This window comes from Algoriphagus marincola DSM 16067, from assembly GCF_000429405.1.
Lineage (GTDB): Bacteria > Bacteroidota > Bacteroidia > Cytophagales > Cyclobacteriaceae > Algoriphagus > Algoriphagus marincola.
On the sequence record NZ_AUBU01000003.1, the window covers coordinates 190690 to 208020 of the forward strand.

General features: G+C 43.3%; 17 protein-coding genes. 7 read left to right on the forward strand and 10 right to left on the reverse strand.

Translation table 11 applies throughout. The features are described 5' to 3' along the window. Positions 1-50: 50 nt before the first annotated feature. Both G457_RS0106485 and G457_RS0106490 read right to left on the reverse strand, forming a co-directional pair. A complete protein-coding gene (locus G457_RS0106485) occupies positions 51-1949 on the reverse strand; it encodes a DNA topoisomerase IV subunit B (protein WP_026945748.1) in 1899 nt (632 codons plus the stop codon). Between the two features lie 8 nt (positions 1950-1957). Beyond that, positions 1958-2446 carry a hypothetical protein gene (locus tag G457_RS0106490; RefSeq protein ID WP_026945749.1) on the reverse strand — a complete coding sequence of 163 codons (489 nt, stop codon included), beginning with the start codon at positions 2444-2446 and terminating at the stop codon, positions 1958-1960. A gap of 240 nt (positions 2447-2686) precedes the next feature. Between G457_RS0106490 and G457_RS0106500 the strand changes: the two genes are divergently transcribed. Further along, on the forward strand, positions 2687-3085 hold the full coding sequence (locus G457_RS0106500; protein ID WP_035483334.1) for a hypothetical protein: 399 nt from the start codon (positions 2687-2689) through the stop codon (positions 3083-3085). On the opposite strand, the gene G457_RS0106505 is transcribed toward G457_RS0106500, so the two are convergent. Genes G457_RS0106505 through G457_RS0106515 form a run of 3 tightly spaced genes read right to left on the reverse strand, consistent with a single transcriptional unit; the run spans position 3066 to position 5371 of the window. Next, the gene (locus G457_RS0106505) at positions 3066-3998 is read right to left on the reverse strand and encodes an ROK family protein (RefSeq protein ID WP_026945751.1); all 933 of its coding nucleotides are present in this window, start codon (positions 3996-3998) and stop codon (positions 3066-3068) included. The two genes, G457_RS0106500 and G457_RS0106505, sit on opposite strands and share 20 nt — an antisense overlap. A 45-nt stretch (positions 3999-4043) precedes the next feature. Further along, the gene (locus G457_RS0106510; protein WP_407637257.1) at positions 4044-4535 is read right to left on the reverse strand and encodes a YkgJ family cysteine cluster protein; all 492 of its coding nucleotides are present in this window, start codon (positions 4533-4535) and stop codon (positions 4044-4046) included. Then, entirely contained in the window at positions 4532-5371 is an 840-nt protein-coding gene (locus G457_RS0106515) for a CvfB family protein (protein ID WP_026945753.1), read from the reverse strand. Before G457_RS0106515 ends, G457_RS0106510 begins: the two co-directional genes overlap by 4 nt. 336 nt (positions 5372-5707) lie before the next feature. Between G457_RS0106515 and G457_RS0106520 the strand changes: the two genes are divergently transcribed. Both G457_RS0106520 and G457_RS0106525 read left to right on the forward strand, forming a co-directional pair. Continuing rightward, on the forward strand, positions 5708-6598 hold the full coding sequence (locus tag G457_RS0106520) for a 3-hydroxybutyryl-CoA dehydrogenase (RefSeq protein WP_026945754.1): 891 nt from the start codon (positions 5708-5710) through the stop codon (positions 6596-6598). 14 nt (positions 6599-6612) lie between these two features. Continuing rightward, positions 6613-7230, forward strand: a complete 618-nt coding sequence (locus G457_RS0106525; protein WP_026945755.1) for a deoxynucleoside kinase — start codon at positions 6613-6615, stop codon at positions 7228-7230. A gap of 268 nt (positions 7231-7498) precedes the next feature. On the opposite strand, the gene G457_RS0106530 is transcribed toward G457_RS0106525, so the two are convergent. Genes G457_RS0106530 through G457_RS22965 form a run of 3 tightly spaced genes read right to left on the reverse strand, consistent with a single transcriptional unit; the run spans position 7499 to position 8752 of the window. Beyond that, positions 7499-8143 (reverse strand): DUF7255 family protein, encoded by a 645-nt coding sequence (locus G457_RS0106530; RefSeq protein WP_026945756.1) that lies wholly within the window; start codon positions 8141-8143, stop codon positions 7499-7501. Between the two features lie 3 nt (positions 8144-8146). Then, positions 8147-8605: a DUF2452 domain-containing protein gene (locus G457_RS0106535; protein ID WP_026945757.1), complete on the reverse strand. Its 459-nt coding sequence runs from the start codon at positions 8603-8605 to the stop codon at positions 8147-8149. Further along, positions 8606-8752, reverse strand: a complete 147-nt coding sequence (locus G457_RS22965) for a hypothetical protein (RefSeq protein ID WP_165967624.1) — start codon at positions 8750-8752, stop codon at positions 8606-8608. Between the two features lie 158 nt (positions 8753-8910). On the opposite strand from G457_RS22965, the gene G457_RS0106545 reads away from it, so the two are divergent. Genes G457_RS0106545 through ggt form a run of 3 tightly spaced genes read left to right on the forward strand, consistent with a single transcriptional unit; the run spans position 8911 to position 13345 of the window. Then, on the forward strand, positions 8911-9246 hold the full coding sequence (locus G457_RS0106545) for an Hpt domain-containing protein (protein WP_026945758.1): 336 nt from the start codon (positions 8911-8913) through the stop codon (positions 9244-9246). A 12-nt stretch (positions 9247-9258) separates the two neighbouring features. Beyond that, the gene (locus G457_RS0106550; RefSeq protein ID WP_026945759.1) at positions 9259-11640 is read left to right on the forward strand and encodes a S9 family peptidase; all 2382 of its coding nucleotides are present in this window, start codon (positions 9259-9261) and stop codon (positions 11638-11640) included. Then, a complete protein-coding gene (gene ggt / locus G457_RS0106555) occupies positions 11633-13345 on the forward strand; it encodes a gamma-glutamyltransferase (RefSeq protein WP_035483338.1) in 1713 nt (570 codons plus the stop codon). The genes G457_RS0106550 and ggt overlap by 8 nt, the downstream gene beginning before the upstream one ends. A 181-nt stretch (positions 13346-13526) precedes the next feature. Here ggt and G457_RS0106560 read toward each other — a convergent pair whose 3' ends face one another. Continuing rightward, a complete protein-coding gene (locus G457_RS0106560; protein WP_026945761.1) occupies positions 13527-15017 on the reverse strand; it encodes a calcineurin-like phosphoesterase C-terminal domain-containing protein in 1491 nt (496 codons plus the stop codon). Positions 15018-15029: 12 nt separating this feature from the next. Then, entirely contained in the window at positions 15030-16055 is a 1026-nt protein-coding gene (locus G457_RS21130) for an alkaline phosphatase D family protein (protein WP_051260733.1), read from the reverse strand. Between the two features lie 205 nt (positions 16056-16260). Between G457_RS21130 and G457_RS0106570 the strand changes: the two genes are divergently transcribed. Beyond that, on the forward strand, positions 16261-17331 hold the full coding sequence (locus tag G457_RS0106570; protein WP_155847093.1) for an alpha/beta hydrolase: 1071 nt from the start codon (positions 16261-16263) through the stop codon (positions 17329-17331).

Genomic DNA, 17331 nt, shown 5'->3' on the forward strand with positions numbered 1-17331 from the left:
GTTTATTGCATTTTTTATGCAACCTGCCCAATCGCTCATTATTTCCGCAATCAAGCAGCTTCCTCCTCTTCTACTACTTCATTGTTTTTGGGGTCATCCAATGCAAGATCTTTCTCGATCTTGAGGTTCTTGATGATGAATTTTTGGCGATCCGGGGTGTTTTTACCCATGTAAAAGCTCAGGAGATCAGCAATCTTGGTATCCTTCCTTAGAATAATGGGTTCGAGTCGAATATCCTCACCAATAAATGTCCCGAATTCTTCCGGAGAGATTTCTCCCAAACCCTTAAATCGAGTGATTTCGGGTTTATTTCCAAGTTTATGAATGGCTCGCTGCCGCTCTTCATCCGAATAGCAATAAATGGTCTCCTTCTTATTCCTTACCCGAAATAGTGGAGTATCCAAGATGAAAAGGTGACCATTTTTCACCAAATCCGGGAAAAACTGTAAGAAATAGGTCATGATCAACAGACGGATATGCATTCCATCTACGTCCGCATCGGTAGCAATTACAATTTTTCGGTACCGAAGCCCTTCAATTCCATCTTCAATATTCAAAGCATGCTGCAGAAGGTTGAACTCCTCATTTTCATACACCACCTTTTTGGTCATACCATAGCAGTTGAGCGGCTTTCCTCTCAAAGAGAACACCGCCTGAGTCTGAACATCCCTGGATTTAGTAATGGAACCCGAGGCAGAATCCCCCTCTGTAATGAACAGCATGGTGTTGTTCTTCTGATCCTCATTAGCCTTAGGATCATCATAATGAACCCGACAATCCCGAAGTTTTTTATTGTGAAGATTGGCCTTCTTGGCTCGTTCATTCGCCAATTTTTTAATGCCTGAAATCTCCTTTCGCTCCCGCTCTGATTGTAGGATTCGCTTTAGCAAGGCATCAGCTACCGCTGGGTTTTTGTGGAGATAATTATCCAGTTCGGTTTTTACGAAGTCATTGACAAATGTCCGAAGAGTCGGTCCATCCGGCCCCACAGACTGTGAACCCAGCTTTGTCTTGGTTTGAGACTCAAATACAGGTTCCTGCACCCGTACGGCTATCGATGCCACGACGCTTTGTCTGATATCGGAAGCATCGTAGTCTTTCTTGTAAAATTCCCTAACGGTCTTCACGATGGCTTCTCTAAAAGCTGCAAGGTGAGTTCCACCTTGGGTAGTAAATTGACCATTGACGAAGGAATAATACTCCTCTCCATATTGATTGGAGTGAGTCATGGCCATTTCTATATCATTTCCTTTCAGATGGATAATCGGATAGCGAATCGCTTCCTCATCCACCTTATTGGCCAAAAGATCATACAACCCCTTGTCAGAAAAGTACTTCTTTCCATTGAAATTAATGGTCAGACCTGCATTCAGGTAGGCATAATTCCAAATTTGATTTTCAAGGTATTCGGGGATGAAATGATAATTTTTGAAGACTGTAGGATCTGGAGAGAAAATAATTTTTGTACCATTTCGGTCTGAGGATTTCTCCACTTTTCGGTCTTCCTTCAAAACTCCTTTTTCAAATTCGGCAACTTTCGTCTCTCCATCTCTGTAAGATTGAACTTTAAAGTATTCAGAAAGTGCATTGACCGCCTTGGTACCGACTCCATTCAAACCCACAGACTTTTGAAAGGCACCAGAATCATACTTTCCACCGGTATTGATTTTTGAAACACAGTCAATCACTTTTCCCAATGGAATTCCACGACCGTAGTCTCTGACCTCTACTTTATGCTCAGAAATTTTGACATCAATCGTTCGCCCATATCCCATCATGTGCTCATCGATAGAGTTGTCCAAAACCTCCTTGACCAACACGTAAATCCCATCATCTTGGGCACTTCCATCTCCCAATTTACCGATATACATACCCGGTCGCAATCGGATATGCTCTCTCCAATCAAGGGATTTGATACTATCTTCGTTGTATTTTACTTGGTCTGCCATAGTATATTTTAGTACTCTGAAGGGTTTTGAAGTTTTTTGGTTTTACCTACAAAAAGCAAAAAGAGTGCAATTATCCAGACAAGGAGTAATGCTGGTATAAGGTAAAAGAAAACGCTGAATTGATCTGCCGTGATCTCTTGCTGATTATTGATAGAATGGGTATAAAACACCATCATTCCCAAGCTGAGATTCAAAATCCCGCCAAAGGAATAAAACCAAGTGAGCAAGTAATCCCGAAAAGGGTCACCGATTGGGAAGAGACGATGAAGTTTTTTCCATGATTTGGTTTCCAGAAGTTTTGGTGGCAAAAGCGAAATCAGGTTGAAAATCACAAAAAGGCTAATCATTCCATAGAAATAATTGCCTTTGGCCCATCGATCCTCAGCGTCAAGCTGAAGATAAACTTGCTCAGGTAGAGCGGAATAAAAATAAAGCAGGAAAAAGAGAAATATAACGATACTGAAGTAATAGAATGCCTTTCCGAATCTATAGTACATGTGATGTCAATTTAAGCTGCTAATATAAAGTATTTGCCCAAACCGACGTCTTATTACATCAGGCAAAAGGGTGACAAAAAATGTCATTACTTTCCAAAAGTTTGAATTTCAGTTTAATGGATAAATCATGGTAGAAAACAATTTCGCCTGACATCGATTCTCTATCCAAAAATAGCTTCAATCCAAATAAATCTAATTTTAAGACCTTCCACAGGGAATAAGCCCTTACCTTTGCCTTCCATGAACACACGCCTTTTATCTCCCATCGTTTTTGCCCTGATATTTTCTTTGAGCTTAGCATCCTGCAGCCAAAAATTAGATACCGAGGGACTCAATATCGAGAATTGGAAAGCAGATCGGTACGGCTGTAAAGGCCTTCGAATGCAAGACATGCAGGAAATGGAGCGAATTAAAAACAACTTTCTAGGAGCAAGTAATCAAGCCTTGATCAAGACCTTTGGAAGACCTGATCGTGTGGAGTTGGTCGATAAAAGTCAAAGCTTCTTTTTTTACTTCTTAGAGCCTAGCCCTGAAAACTGTGAAGGCGTAGAAAGCGAAAAAGAACCCCTAAAGGTTCTTTTCCGAATGAATGCAATTTCTAAAGTCTCTGAAGTAACGATCACAGACCTGAACCCATAAAGCAAAGGGCTGCAGCACCCAAGGTACCGGCATTGTTTTCTAGTGTAGCTTTTTTGAGCTTCAAATCTTTATTATAGTACTGTGTCAAATATTGACGAATGGTACGCTCCAAAGCTGGCATCATAAACTCCAAACCAGCAGAAATTCCCCCTCCAAAGTAAACTTCGGCGACATCTAAAATCCGTATGGTAGATACGATGGATTGACCTAGAATCTCTCCTACTTCTTCGAAAACCATCAAAGAAACTTCATTTCCCTCACGTGCAGTATCTACCAATAAATGTGAACCTAAGGTAGCTCCCTTAAGCCTTCCTGCCTTTTCGGGGAATGCATCTATCATTCGAGCCAAAATATCAAGAATACCTTGCCTTCCGATCAATGTTTCTAGACGAGCATTTCCTCTGGAAAGCATATGACCCATTTCGAGAGCATTTCCTCTTGACCCTTTAAAAACCTCACCATCAATTACATAAGCACTTCCAATTCCAGTACCCATTGTAATGAACAGGAAGTTGTCAGATGGATCATCTTTACCAAAATAGAACTCTCCGATAGCGGCGGCGGCGGCATCATTTTCCAGAAAAAATTCTTTGTCCGGATACTTCGCTTCAAGGCTTTCTTTGAGTTTGAATTGATTCAGGGCCGGGATAGCCGGAATCTCCAAAGGGGTAGTCCGATCCTTTGAAATTAATCCTGGAAGACCAATACCCACTTTTTCTACCTGAGGATATTTTCGAAAATATTTCCCTAATCCTTCTGTAAATGCTTCTCCAAATCCATTAGGATGTTCTCTGAATGGATGTGTTTCTTCTTTATCAAAATCAAGGATTTCACCACTCTTATTCACCAATCCGATTTTAAGATGGGTTCCTCCCACGTCCACTCCCAAAAAGTGTGTTTCTGTTGTAGCCATTGAGTTATTTATAGGTTTGATTGTCAAAAAAGCCAAAATTTCGGCTCACTTCCTATACTCTTTCTCTATCTGGCGGAAAATTTTATGTACCGCCGGACAGATGAGTGTGTTTTTCAGACTCAAGTTAAGAATCCCTGCCATATTTTTTCGATTGGTATGCGGATATTCCCTGCACGCCTTCGGTCTGTCCTCGTAAACTAGACACTTATTGTCCACGCCCAAAAATGGACAAGGTGAGGAACGAAGCACAAAATCGCCTTCTTCGTCGCGCTGAAGGTATTCGTCGATAAATTGACTTGGCTTCATCCGGAAAACTTTGGCGATGCGATCAATATCCGTCTGAAGAAAAATCGGACTGGTAGTCTTACAGCAATTAGCGCAGTCCAAACAGTCGATTTCTTGAAAAACCTCCTCATGATTTTCCGCAAAGCGCACATCCAAATCCTTGGGCTTTAACCTTCTGAGCCGATCTTTCAGCTTTTTGTTTGTGGGAAAATCAGATTGACTTTCCTGTCGAAAAGTCTTGAGGTCTATCACTGCTTCGAATCGTTTAGCTTGATGCCATCCTCAAGGATCACAATTTCCTTGGCCTTGTAAAGCTGTCCGATACATTGCTTGAAATGCTTTTTGCTCATGCCAAGCACTTCCTTGATCTCTTCTGGATCGGATTTGTCATGAAGTGGCAAAAATTCCTTTTCTCTCAACACATAAAGGATCTTCTCAGCCCCTTCCTCATATTTAGCCCTACCTAGAGGCTGAAGCTGTAGGTCAATTTTACCATCATCACGCTGTTTTTTTACAAAAAGTCGACGGCGCTCGCCAAGCCTTAAAGGTTGAAATACCTCATTTCCAAAAATCAATCCTTCGTAGCGGTTTTCAAGGAGCACCTTGTAACCCAAATCTGTTTTTTCAAAAATCAATCCGGATACCTCTTGACCAGGTTCGTAATCCTTGGGTGCAGGATAAATAAAATCCCGATACTTGCTACTGCCAATCAAGCGGTTGGTACGATAGTCGGCGCAGACTCTAATAAGGTATTTTTCTCCGACCTGCATATTTTTTCCGATTTCAGCCTTGGGTACAAAAAGATCCTTTGGCAAGCCCCAATCCACGAAGGCCCCAAATGAGGTCAACTCCTTCACCTCCATCACTGCCCACTCATCCAAACAAGCCTTGGGAACGTCGGTCACAGCGACTGGCCTGTCTTCACTATCCGTGTAGATAAAAACTGACAAGACATCCCCTTCTCGCTCATTACCAGTCAGATAACGATTAGGAACCAAGACCTCCTCGCCGGATTCGGTAGCCACATAGGCACCTGAATCGGTGAATCTATTGATGGGTAATAAACTGATTTTTCCAAGTTCATTCATGCCTCAAAGGTACGAGATAAATTAGAGACAAGAACTGAAACCTGAAATACGAAATAGAAAATCTACTACGAAACCTAATTGCTTTAAAATCAGTCATTTCACTTCACTTTTCGATCTCACCGTAGCATCGCTACGCCTCAATCTCCAAAGTGCCTGATTTTCTTGCATTTGGTTTTTTCGCTAAGAATTCTAATTCATAATCCAGGTTAAAACATGACAAACAAAGTCAGATAAGCGAAGGTTAAAAATTGGAAAAGCTCCAATTCAGCGGTAGCTTTGAACCCTCGATTCGAAAAGAATTAAACCCAAATTAACGTAAACTAACATCTAATATTTATGCAAAACATAACTGTGATCGGTTCTGGTACCATGGGAAATGGCATCGCCCATGTTTTTGCCCAGCAGGGCTTTCAGGTTTCTTTAGTAGATCTGAAAGAGGATTTTTTACAAAAAGCGGTATCCACGATCAGTAAAAATATGGATCGTCAGGTAGCAAAAGGAAAATTAAGCGAAGAAGACAAAACTGCTGCGCTTTCCAGAATTAGCACCTTCACAGACTTGAAATCAGGAGTGTCGTCGGCAGATTTGGTTATTGAAGCAGCTACCGAAAACTTAATCATCAAGCTTGACCTGTTTCGACAGCTGGACGAGTTGACTCCCAAGTCAGCAATTTTGGCTACCAATACCTCCTCTATCTCTATTACCAAAATCGCGGCCGTCACCCAGCGGGCCGGTCAAGTGATCGGGATGCACTTTATGAATCCAGTGCCTGTAATGAAACTGGTTGAGGTTATCAGAGGCTATGCCACTTCAGATGAGGTGACAAACGGCATCATGGAGCTTTCCAAAAAACTGGGAAAAGTACCCGTAGAGGTAAATGATTATCCAGGCTTTGTAGCCAACCGTATTTTGATGCCTATGATCAATGAGGCCATTTATTCCCTATACGAGGGTGTAGCTGGAGTGGAAGAGATCGATACGGTCATGAAATTGGGAATGGCGCATCCTATGGGACCATTGCAATTAGCGGATTTTATTGGCTTGGATGTCTGTCTTTCTATCCTGAGAGTACTTCATGATGGTTTTGGCAATCCTAAATATGCACCTTGCCCGCTATTGATCAATATGGTAGAGGCTGGGTACAAGGGCGTCAAGTCAGGAGAAGGGTTCTATCAATACACAGCCGGTAGCAAAGATTTGGTTGTAGCATCAAGATTTAGCAAGTAATTTCTATTAAAAATATGCATTTAGCAGTATCCGGAAATATCGGTAGCGGGAAGACTACGCTTACAGAAAAGCTGGCCAAGCACTACGGTTGGAAGGCTGAGTTCGAAGCGGTCGACAATAACCCATACCTTCCTGACTTCTATGAAGACATGAAGCGTTGGGCATTTCATCTTCAGGTTTATTTTTTGAATTCCCGTTACAATCAGATCAGAAAGATCCAGGACAATAACGAGAACACGATCCAAGATCGGACGATCTACGAGGATGCCTACATATTTGCAGCGAATCTGTATAAAAGCAATTTACTGACGGAACGGGATTACTGGAACTACAGAAGTTTGTTTGACTCCATGATTCAGCATGTTAAGGCTCCTGACTTGCTTATTTACCTCAAGGCTGACATACCAAAACTGGTAGGCCAAATCGAAAAGCGGGGAAGGACTTATGAGACAGCCATGCGAATCGATTACCTCAAAAACCTCAATCAGCATTACGAGGATTGGATAGAAAACTATCAGGAAGGAAAACTGCTGATTATAGATGTGAATAATTTAGACTTTGTCGAGCGATCAGAGGACTTTTCCTTTATCGTCGAAAAAATAGAAAGGGAGATGTTTGGGCTATTTGCCTAAGTAGGGTCCGCTGAAAAGCGCATGAAAAGTATTTAGCTATCATTCCAAATGGTAAGCCTATGCTTGCAGCAAACAGTTTTTCTACAAGTCCAAAGTTATTGCCAATAAAAAGCTGCTTTCCTTTCCAAAAAATCTCAATCTTGAGATTTTATGCTAGCCTCAGACATAGCATCTTCTGCGTGAGTCTTCGCTTGAAGTATAGGCATACATCTACGCTCGACCGCCTTGAACCTGCCATGTCTGAGACTTTTTCAGCAAACCCTACACATCACCCCATTTTTCTCATTAACCAATTGAAAATCACCTCTCTTTGTTCATCCTTTGGATTGATCAATAGCTGATCCAATCGCTTCAAAGAACCGCCAGTCATCAAGGTCTCAAAGGGGCAAAGACGAATCAACTTATACCCATGAAGTCTTGTGAGTAAATCAATTTGGGCATCATTGTAGGCTTGAAGCTTCCACCCTGTAGATCCATTTCCTGAAAAATCACCTGGCTCACTGGAAACCCCAAATAATCGCTGGGCAATGGGAGCCCCCCCCCAAACCCTAGCCTGCAATCCAGACTTCACAGCCTCTTTCTCCTGACTTCTACAGAGTCTTTTGTAGGCTTGATCAAAGGGAAAACTCATTTCTGAGTACAACTCAGACCTCAATGAAGTCAGCCGATAGCGGTTGAAATGAACTTCTGTATCCCAAAGAATCAAAAAGCGATTAAGCTTGAAGTCAAACTTCATCTTTTCAAGCAAAGGAAGATTTCCCTTTCCTGCTAAATCTTCAAATATTTCCTCTAGCCAAGCTTTCCCCTTTTTGTCTAAATAGTTTGATTCGACAGGAATAGAAACTTCCCATTCGTAGTCAGCCCCGCCCTCTTTCAAGATCAAATCGAGCTGCCGGGTCATCAAATGGCTCATAGTTTAGGTGTTTTCCCGCAGAATTTCCCAGGTATGGTCTGCCAGCAGTTTTACTTCAGCCACAAATTTGGCCCAATCTTTTTTCCGACCCCATTCATCAGGACCTATCAAACTCAAAAAGTCCGTACCATCCTCTTTTTGGTACAAAAAATATCGATGGTTAATCAGGGGTTCAAATCCCATTGCTGCTTGATAGATTCTTTCGGAAACTTCCACGCGGGCTTTGATTTTTTTTGCCTGATCCGCCAAAAGCTGCATCTGCTGGTAGATCTGAGACATTTGCATATCAGTCTGCGACTGCATGGCTGCCACTGCTCTTCCAGTGATTTTACCTTTATCTTCCGGCTTGACGATAGCGCTGCCAGAATGATGGGCATAGGGCAATAGACCCGGATTCTCGGTGGTTTTTTCTTTCATCTGGTCCAAGTCCAGATTTTCAATATTGATTTTTTTACCGCTCATTTATTCTTCTCCTGTACTGATTCTTTCTTTTAAATTTCCCTTCGACCCCGGAAAGGTGGTCTTTTGGGAGATGTCGTATCCTATCCATAACATGATTGCCATGAAAATGATAAAAAGAATCAAGAATATTTTTTTTCCTTTGTTCATGTCTTCCCTACTTTTCGATAGACAAAATAAGTGAGTTCATATCAATTTCCCCTTCTTTTGAGTAAACTTTCATACTATAAATAATGCATTTCAAAAATTGTTTCTAATTTTAGGGGAAGTACCAAACAAACTTTTGTTCCATCCAGATTTTTCTCCCCATGTATCAGTATATAAGTGAAGCCTCCATCTATCAGTATTTCGGAGATGATGATCCTGAGATGATCAGGGATATGATCCAAATCATTTTGGATACGAATGTCCAAGATCTCCAAGAGCTACCAAAATTTTTAGAAAATAGAGATTTTGAAACCATTAAAAAAAGATGTCATAAAGCAAAACCTTCCATGAGTTATATTGGGGCCATGAAAACCCGAAAGCTTCTGGAGAAAATCGAGGAAAATCTCGAAAATTCGAAAGAAGAAATCGATGAACTCCACGGACACATGGATGAAATCAAACGAGAGCTTTTGGATTTTCTGAAAGAAAAAACTTAAATCTCTCATTAAATGATCAAAAAAATAATTTGGATTAGCCTAATCACCCTAATCCAAGGTAGTCTATTTGCTCAATCCTCCCTCTCTGTTGAATACATCATGCGCGATCCCAGTTGGATGGGATATTTTCCTTCTGGGGTCGAATGGAGTGATGACAGTAAAACCATTTACTTCCAATACAATCCCGAAAATAACCCCGCAGATTCTCTATATCAAATTCAGCTTAGCGAACTTTCTTCTATCGAGAAAGTTGACTGGAAAATAGATCGGGAGCGATCAAGGTCTCAAGAATCCTTCAACTCCGATAAAAGCCTCCGACTATTCGTAGGTCCAAATGATCGGATCATTTTAGAAGACCTCGAAAAAAATTCACAAAAAGAGCTGCTTAACTGGCACTCCCGGGTTTCTAACCCCACCTTTTTGGCGGATGAAGACTTTCTCTTCTTTGTAAGCGAGCAGAATATCTACACGCTTGAGATCCCCACCGGAGTAGTCAAAAGAGTAACCAATATTTCCAACGGTTCCCAACCTTCTTCATCCGGGTCCGGCAAAAGTGATTCAAAAGCATCCAAGCCATTTTTAGAGTCAGAAAATTTAAAGCTTTTGGAGGTGGTACGTCAGCGGGAAGAAAAGCGGGAAATGAGACAAGCTTACCGCGAAGCAACTCAGATTACACCCGAAAAAGAATTCACCTTTTTCACCGGAGGAAAAAATCCATCCAACTTACAGCTTTCACCAGACGGAAGATTTGCGAGCTTTTCATTTTTCAATCCTTCCAGCAATAAAAACACTGCTGTTCCTAACTACGTCGATGCATCAGGTTACACCGAGGACCTCAATGCCCGTCCAAAAGTAGGAACCAAGCCAACTACTTCTGAAATTGGAATTTATGATCTGAATAGAGATACGGTTTATTTTATAGAAACCTCCAATCTTCCCGGAATCAAAGATTTGCCTGATTATGTGAGTGATTATCCTGATCGTGAATGGGAAGAAAAAGAGCGGGATTTGGCCCTTTTTGGACCGGTGTTTTCCCCCGATGGATCGCAAGCCATCGTCGTGGTAAGATCCATTGATAACAAAGATCGCTGGATTACCTTGGTTGATTTGAAGACAGGGGAATTAACGGCTTTAGACAGACAGCGTGATGAAGCTTGGATTGCCGGGCCTGGAATCGGATGGACTTACTCAGGCGGCACTTTGGGTTGGCTTCCTGATGGAAAACACATTTATTTCCAATCGGAAGAAAGCGGCTATTCACATCTTTACATCCAAAATATAGACACGCAAGTCAAAACAGCCTTGACGAGTGGAAACTATGAAGTTTTTGACCCTTTCCTCTCCAAGGACAAAAAGTCTTGGTATCTGACCACCTCAGAAGTTGATCCGGGAGAGCGTCATTTTTACCGTATGCCCCTGATGGGTGGGAAAATGGAAAAACTGACCTCCAGGACGGGAAACAATGAAGTCAAACTTTCCCCGGATGAAAAGCATATTGCCATACTTCACTCCTACTCCAATTCTCCCGCAGAGCTTTATCTACAGAAAAATAAAGTTGGCGCAGCCCCCATCAAATTGACTGATGGTCAAAGTGAGGAGTTTCAGGCCTATGATTGGAGAGATCCAGAAATTATCCGTTTCCAAGCAGCAGATGGTGCCATGGTGCCTGCACGGATCTACGAACCCAATCCAGAGAAGAAGAATGGTGCCGCTGTGATCTTTGTGCACGGCGCGGGCTATCTCCAAAACGTCCATAAGTGGTGGAGTAGCTATTTCCGAGAGTACATGTTCCATAACTTACTCACTGATTTGGGATACACAGTTTTGGATATTGACTACCGTGCCTCAGCGGGATACGGTCGGGATTGGCGGACAGGCATCTATCGTCACATGGGTGGAAAGGACCTTTCAGATCAAGTAGACGGTGCCAAGCATTTGGTAAGCAATTACGGAATTGATGCGGATCGAATTGGAATTTATGGAGGAAGCTATGGTGGCTTTATCACCCTGATGGCCCTTTTCAATCACCCGGATGTATTTGCATCGGGAGCAGCACTACGCTCTGTCACAGACTGGGCTCACTACAACCACGGCTACACCTCCAATATCCTCAATACACCTGAGGAAGACCCAATCGCCTATCGTCGCTCCTCTCCTATTTATTTTGCGGAAGGGTTGGAAGGTCACCTCCTCATTGCCCATGGAATGGTCGATGTGAATGTTCATTTCCAGGATGTGGTAAGACTCTCCCAGCGATTGATCGAATTGGGGAAAGATAATTGGGAAATGGCCGTCTATCCAGTGGAAGATCATGGTTTTGTGGAGCCAAGCTCCTGGACCGACGAGTATAAACGTATCCTTAAACTCTTCAACAGCACTTTATTGAATGAATAAGCAAGTTTACACGAGGGTTGCTGCTCTGGTATTGAGCATCCCCTTCCTAGTCTTTTCTTGTCAAAGCCCATCCGAAGAAAAGGAACCCAAAAGAGGTCTGATAGCAGAAAAAGCTATGGTGGTCTCTGCTCGAGGAGAAGCTTCCCGCATTGGGATTGAGATTATGAAAAAAGGCGGAAATGCCTTTGACGCCATGATGGCTACAGAAATGGCTCTTGCCGTGACCTTTCCCTTTGCAGGCAATTTAGGAGGTGGCGGTTTTGCAGTTTATCGCTTAGCCAATGGAGAAATTGGTTCCATAGACTACCGCGAAAAAGCCCCTGGAGCAGCCCATCGAGATATGTATTTGGATGAAAATGGAAATGTGATCCCCGGCCTGAGTACGAAGGGAGCCTTAGCATCAGGTGTACCCGGTACTATTGCAGGTATTTTTGAAGCTCAGTCCAAATTTGGAAAGTTGGAACCCAAGGACATCCTCCAACCGGTAATCGATTTGGCAAGAAATGGATTTGTAGTCAGTACTCAACAAGCAGGACGACTGCAAAATATCCGTGAAGTAGTTCGCGAAGTCAATGGTGAAAATACCTTTTACGGAAAAGATTGGAATGCGGGCGATACCATTAAGAATATTGCCTTAGCCGAAACCTTGGAACGCATCGCTAGCAATGGCAGAGATGAATTTTACAAGGGAGAAACAGCCAAAATTCTCGTAGATCACATGCAAAAAATGGGGGGGATCATTACTGAGGAAGATCTTGCTGCTTACGAGGCAGCTTGGCGGGAGCCGATCGTATTTGACTACAAAGAGCTACGAGTAATCTCCATGGCACCGCCTAGCTCCGGCGGAGTGACCATCGGTCAAATCTTAAAAATGGTTGAGCCTTTTGATCTGAAAGGAATGGGACATAATTCTGCAGATTATGTGCAAGTATTGACCGAAGCCATGCGAAGAGCTTATGCGGATCGGAATTACTATCTCGGAGACCCTGATTTTGTAGAGATTCCGATTTCAGAACTTTTGGATGATGCCTACCTAAGCAATCGCATGGAAAGCTTTGATCCTGAAAAAGCAACGCTTTCGTCGGACATTGCGGAAGGATCGGTTCTTTTTGCTGAAAGCATGGAAACCACCCACTACTCTATTATGGATGAGGAGGGGAATGCACTGGCAGTGACTACGACCCTAAATGGAGCCTACGGTTCCAAAGTCTATTTAGATGAGTTGGGCTTTTTCATGAATAATGAAATGGATGATTTCAGTAGCAAAGCGGGCGTTCCAAACATGTTTGGTTTGATAGGTGCAGAAGCAAACAGCATTGCTCCTGGAAAAAGAATGCTCAGCTCCATGACTCCTACTTTGGTGGAGCGGGACGGTAAACTTTGGATGATCGTCGGTACACCTGGAGGCTCCACCATTATCACAGCAGTAGCCCAAACCATCCTCAACGCTTATGAATTTGACATGACCATGCAGGAAGCGGTTGAAGCGCCGAGGTTCCATCATCAATGGCTACCGGATCAGATTCTGTTTGAAGAAAACACCTTGGACAGCACCTTGGTACAAATCCTTTCTGCCAAAAACTACCTGATCAATGAAGGCCGAACACCCATCATCGGTTCGGTCGATGCCATCATGGTTTTGCCAGATGGGAAACTAGAAGGTGGAGCTGACCCGAGAAGGGAAAATGAAGCGGCGGGGTATTAGGAATAACTGTCTCAAATTCATGATGTTCCCGTCACTGCGAGTGAAGCGAAGCCTTCCCTCCGGGAGGCGGGCCTGCCCTCCGGGAGGAGGGCTTCGGGCATAAGAAGATACGGGACAGTTTCAGGGTTTTTAGGTTTTTGCCCTACCAATGACAAAAAACCTTTGAAGCCAGTCTTCTCTTCTACCCTTCTACTTTCTTCGAATACACCCGACCAAAATGATCCTTGGCCTCAAATACCAGATTCTCAGAGTTTGTAGGTTGGAAGAAGAACATGTGATCATTCAGTTGAGGCTCTACCCATTTGCGACGTGCAGGTAATTCAGGCCCAGTATGCAATTCCATACTCCAGGGATCCTTGGCCATGATTTTTTCCGGAGAACCTACTTTGATCCCATTCTCATACCAACTGAGTTCCCAAGCTGAATCATAATTCCAGCAATTCACAGAAACGAAATCCTGAAAATCGGGATGATAGCCTTTTGGATAAACCCGGAATTGCTCTTCAATGCTCAATCCCGTTCCCTTGTATTGCCATTTTAGCTCCGAACCCTTTGCCTCATAAACCGCATAGCCACTCGGGGTTCCATCATGACAAATAGGCCCAGACCACCAAGCTCCGCAAACGGTCCCATGACAATGCTCATAGACATGTCCCATGATCATATTATCATTAAAATGGGTGTGTCCTGATAAAATGTGGGCATTATAACCCTCCAATAATCGATAAAGATGCTCTCGATTACTTACGGTACCTCCCAGCGTATCCCGGTCTGGATAGCGCTGCACTGCTCCTGTGTAGGTGGGAATATGCAGGGAAACTACCACTGTTTTCCCTTTTTCGACCAAGGCCAAATCCTGCTCCAACCAAGCCAATTGCTCCTCCGGAATATAGCCGATGTATTTGGTGCCCACTCCCAGATAGAACACATCATCCAAAACCACATAATGAACCTCTCCCCGATTCCAAGAGTAATAAGTTGGTCCAAAATGCCCTTTAAAAGTCTTGGCTGTTCCTTCGTCTGATCGCACCCCAAAGTCCATATCATGATTCCCTATCACCTGAAAGAAAGGAATCCCGGTAGCGGCTATTCCTTGATTATATTCTTTGAAAAGTTCTAATCGGTCAAAGACCAAATCCCCACAGCCAATCCCAAATATATTGGGATCGTTGATCTCACGGATGGTCTGCTGTACATCCGGAATGGCCACATTCAGCAATTGTTGCGCTTCGTAATCATCCTGAATCTGAGTATCTGAAAGCAAAAGAAAATGATGATTCGCATCCGATTCCAGGTTTGAAATCAGGTCGAAAGCTATCTGCTGATCGGCTTGAGCGGGATTAATGAGTTGGAAGAAGGCAGCCGAACCATTTGCCTGCTTTTTGATCTGATAGCCCGAAGGGATTGAAATGAAAACAAACTCCCGATCATTGGAAGAAATCAACTCATATTCTCCATTGGCATCTGTGAGCACAACCGATCGGCCATCGGAAACAGCTACCCTAGAAATACCTTTCCCTCCGGCAGCCACTTTTCCCCGGATTCTGATGGAAGAAAAAGGAGCCAATAAACGGTCTTTCACCCTATTTTCGGCAAAAACTGCCGAACCGAAGGAAAGCCAAGCCGCCGAACTTAAGCTCAGGGATTTCAGAAAATCTCGTCTTTTAAACATGGTGTTTTCGGATTAATTATTGGAAAATGGGATGGAAAGATTTGCATAAGAAGCCCCAGCCTCTCCTTTGATTTGAAAGGCTATTTCTTCATTCTCCCAGTCAATTTCGGCCAAACCATAATTCAGCTTGGCAATCAGGTCTCCGATTCGGTAGCGATTGGGTTCTTCGGATATGCTGCCCCAGGTATGCGTCAAACCACTTGCGGTGATTTCGTAGATCCCATCAGGGAATCGCTCATCGGTCAATTTCATCAGTTCGGCAATATGCCGGTCACCACTCAGTAAAATCGGCGTATTCGCTCCAGAAGCTGCAATTAAACTCAGCAGACGCTCCCGTTCTTGTGGGAAATTGGCCCATTTTTCATAGGCATGCTGAGTGGGTAAAAACTGAATTCCAGACACGATCAAATTTACCTTGGCCGGACTGGTGTTGAGTTCGTTCTCCAACCACTTCCATTGCTCCTCTCCCAATATTTGGCCGTCCACATTAGGTTGGTACACCCGGTCGATTCGCATCAGGGTATCCCGATGATAACGAGCATCCAGGAGGATGACTTTGACCAGATTTTCTCCCTTTCCAAATAGATGAGCTGCATAAGCTCCTTCCCGTTTGCGCTCAGGAGCATCTTGGGGCACATCCAAGAAGTCTAGCATCAACTGCTGGGAAGCGGCTTTCTGGGCAAAAAACTTTCCGCCATCATTGATCCCGTAGTCATGGTCATCCCAAATCCCGATGATTTTGGAATTACGCTTGAGCTTTTGATAGTCAGATACCTGATTTTGCATGGCATATTTTGCGCGAAGCGTGTCCAAATTGGGTGAATCCCCATAAATATTATCCCCCATCCAAATCCAGAGATCCGGATTATCGGAAACAATAGGTTGCCAGAGTGGCTGAGGTCGGTTTTGTCTATTGCAGGAGCCAAAAGCAATTCGGGTGATTTCTTCCTCTTCTGAAGTCAGGACGCTTGGCTTGCAAGCAAAAAACAGTGGTAGTCCTAAAAAGAAGTAAAGGGTCAGCGTTTGTAAGTTTTTCACGTCTTTCGATTTTTATTTCAAGATGAAAAACTTTGAGTTTTTCTCCATGCCGCTGCAAAAAATTATCAATTTCTTAACCTGACCTCAAGGCCACCGCTTTTGCTTGTCTTTGCCATTTTTTTTTCCAAAATTGGAATTACATGCTGACAAAGAGCAGCTTAATGATTTTAATTCTAGTTTTTTAAACCCTTTCAAATTCTTAGCCATGGTCAAACATTACATCATCACCAATCGGGAAGTCACTACACGGAGGAGCAGAAATTACATTTCTGTGAATGAAAAAGAGTACATGCGAAAAGACGGAGACGAGGAAGCTCGGCACAATCTCCGCTATGGTACAATCAGCTTTGACCCCAAAAAAGCCAAAAAGCTGAAAGACTTCGATATTCAGATCATCCCTGAGGTAGATGAAAACCTTTTGGCAAACTATGCCGACGATAAGGACGTGAGCAAAGCCAAGTTTCCTTCTACCACTATTTTCACCGAACTGTATGAGTCGGGAATCAAAGCAAGCAAAAAGAGTCCTGAAGGCGATCATATCCGTATCTCGGAAGACATCCTTGTCTTTGTACATGGATTCAAGTCCGATTTGGAAACAGCCATGCAAACCCTCTGTGAGCTCCACAAACGATATGTAGAGCCGGAAGACTCTACCATCAAGCACTTGGTCTTATTCACCTGGCCTGCTAAGAAAAAACTGCTTAAGTATCGCTCGGACGCCTATGATGCGATGCAGTCGGGCTTTGCTTTAGCGCGATCCATGGCCTCGCTTCGGGAGTTTTTCAAAAAGAAATTTGTGGAAGAGCGAAAGCCGCTTTGTGATCAAAAAATCCATCTCATGTGCCATAGCATGGGAAATCGAGTCCTGGAAAACATGGTCAAAGGTGTACAGGACATCGGATTGGATATCAATTCTATTTTTGGAGAAATCCTACTCGTGGGTGCTGATATCGATTACTATGCGCTGGAGCGTCCAAATCCACTTTATCGCCTCATTGATTTTGGGGAGCGGGTGCATGTGTACTATCACAACAAAGATCAGGCACTAGGAATCTCCGAGCTTACCAAAAACGCTTTCAACCGCTTGGGCCGCTGGGGTGCGAAAAACTCCGTTAATCTAGCAGATGACATCTATCAATGTGATGTGACCGAGATCGATGATGACAAGGGCTTGCTTCATGACACCGTTCATCATTGGTACTACACCAATTCCCCCTCCGTGGTAGAGGACATCATCGAAGTAATGAAGGGTGGAAATAGCATTTTCAACAGATAG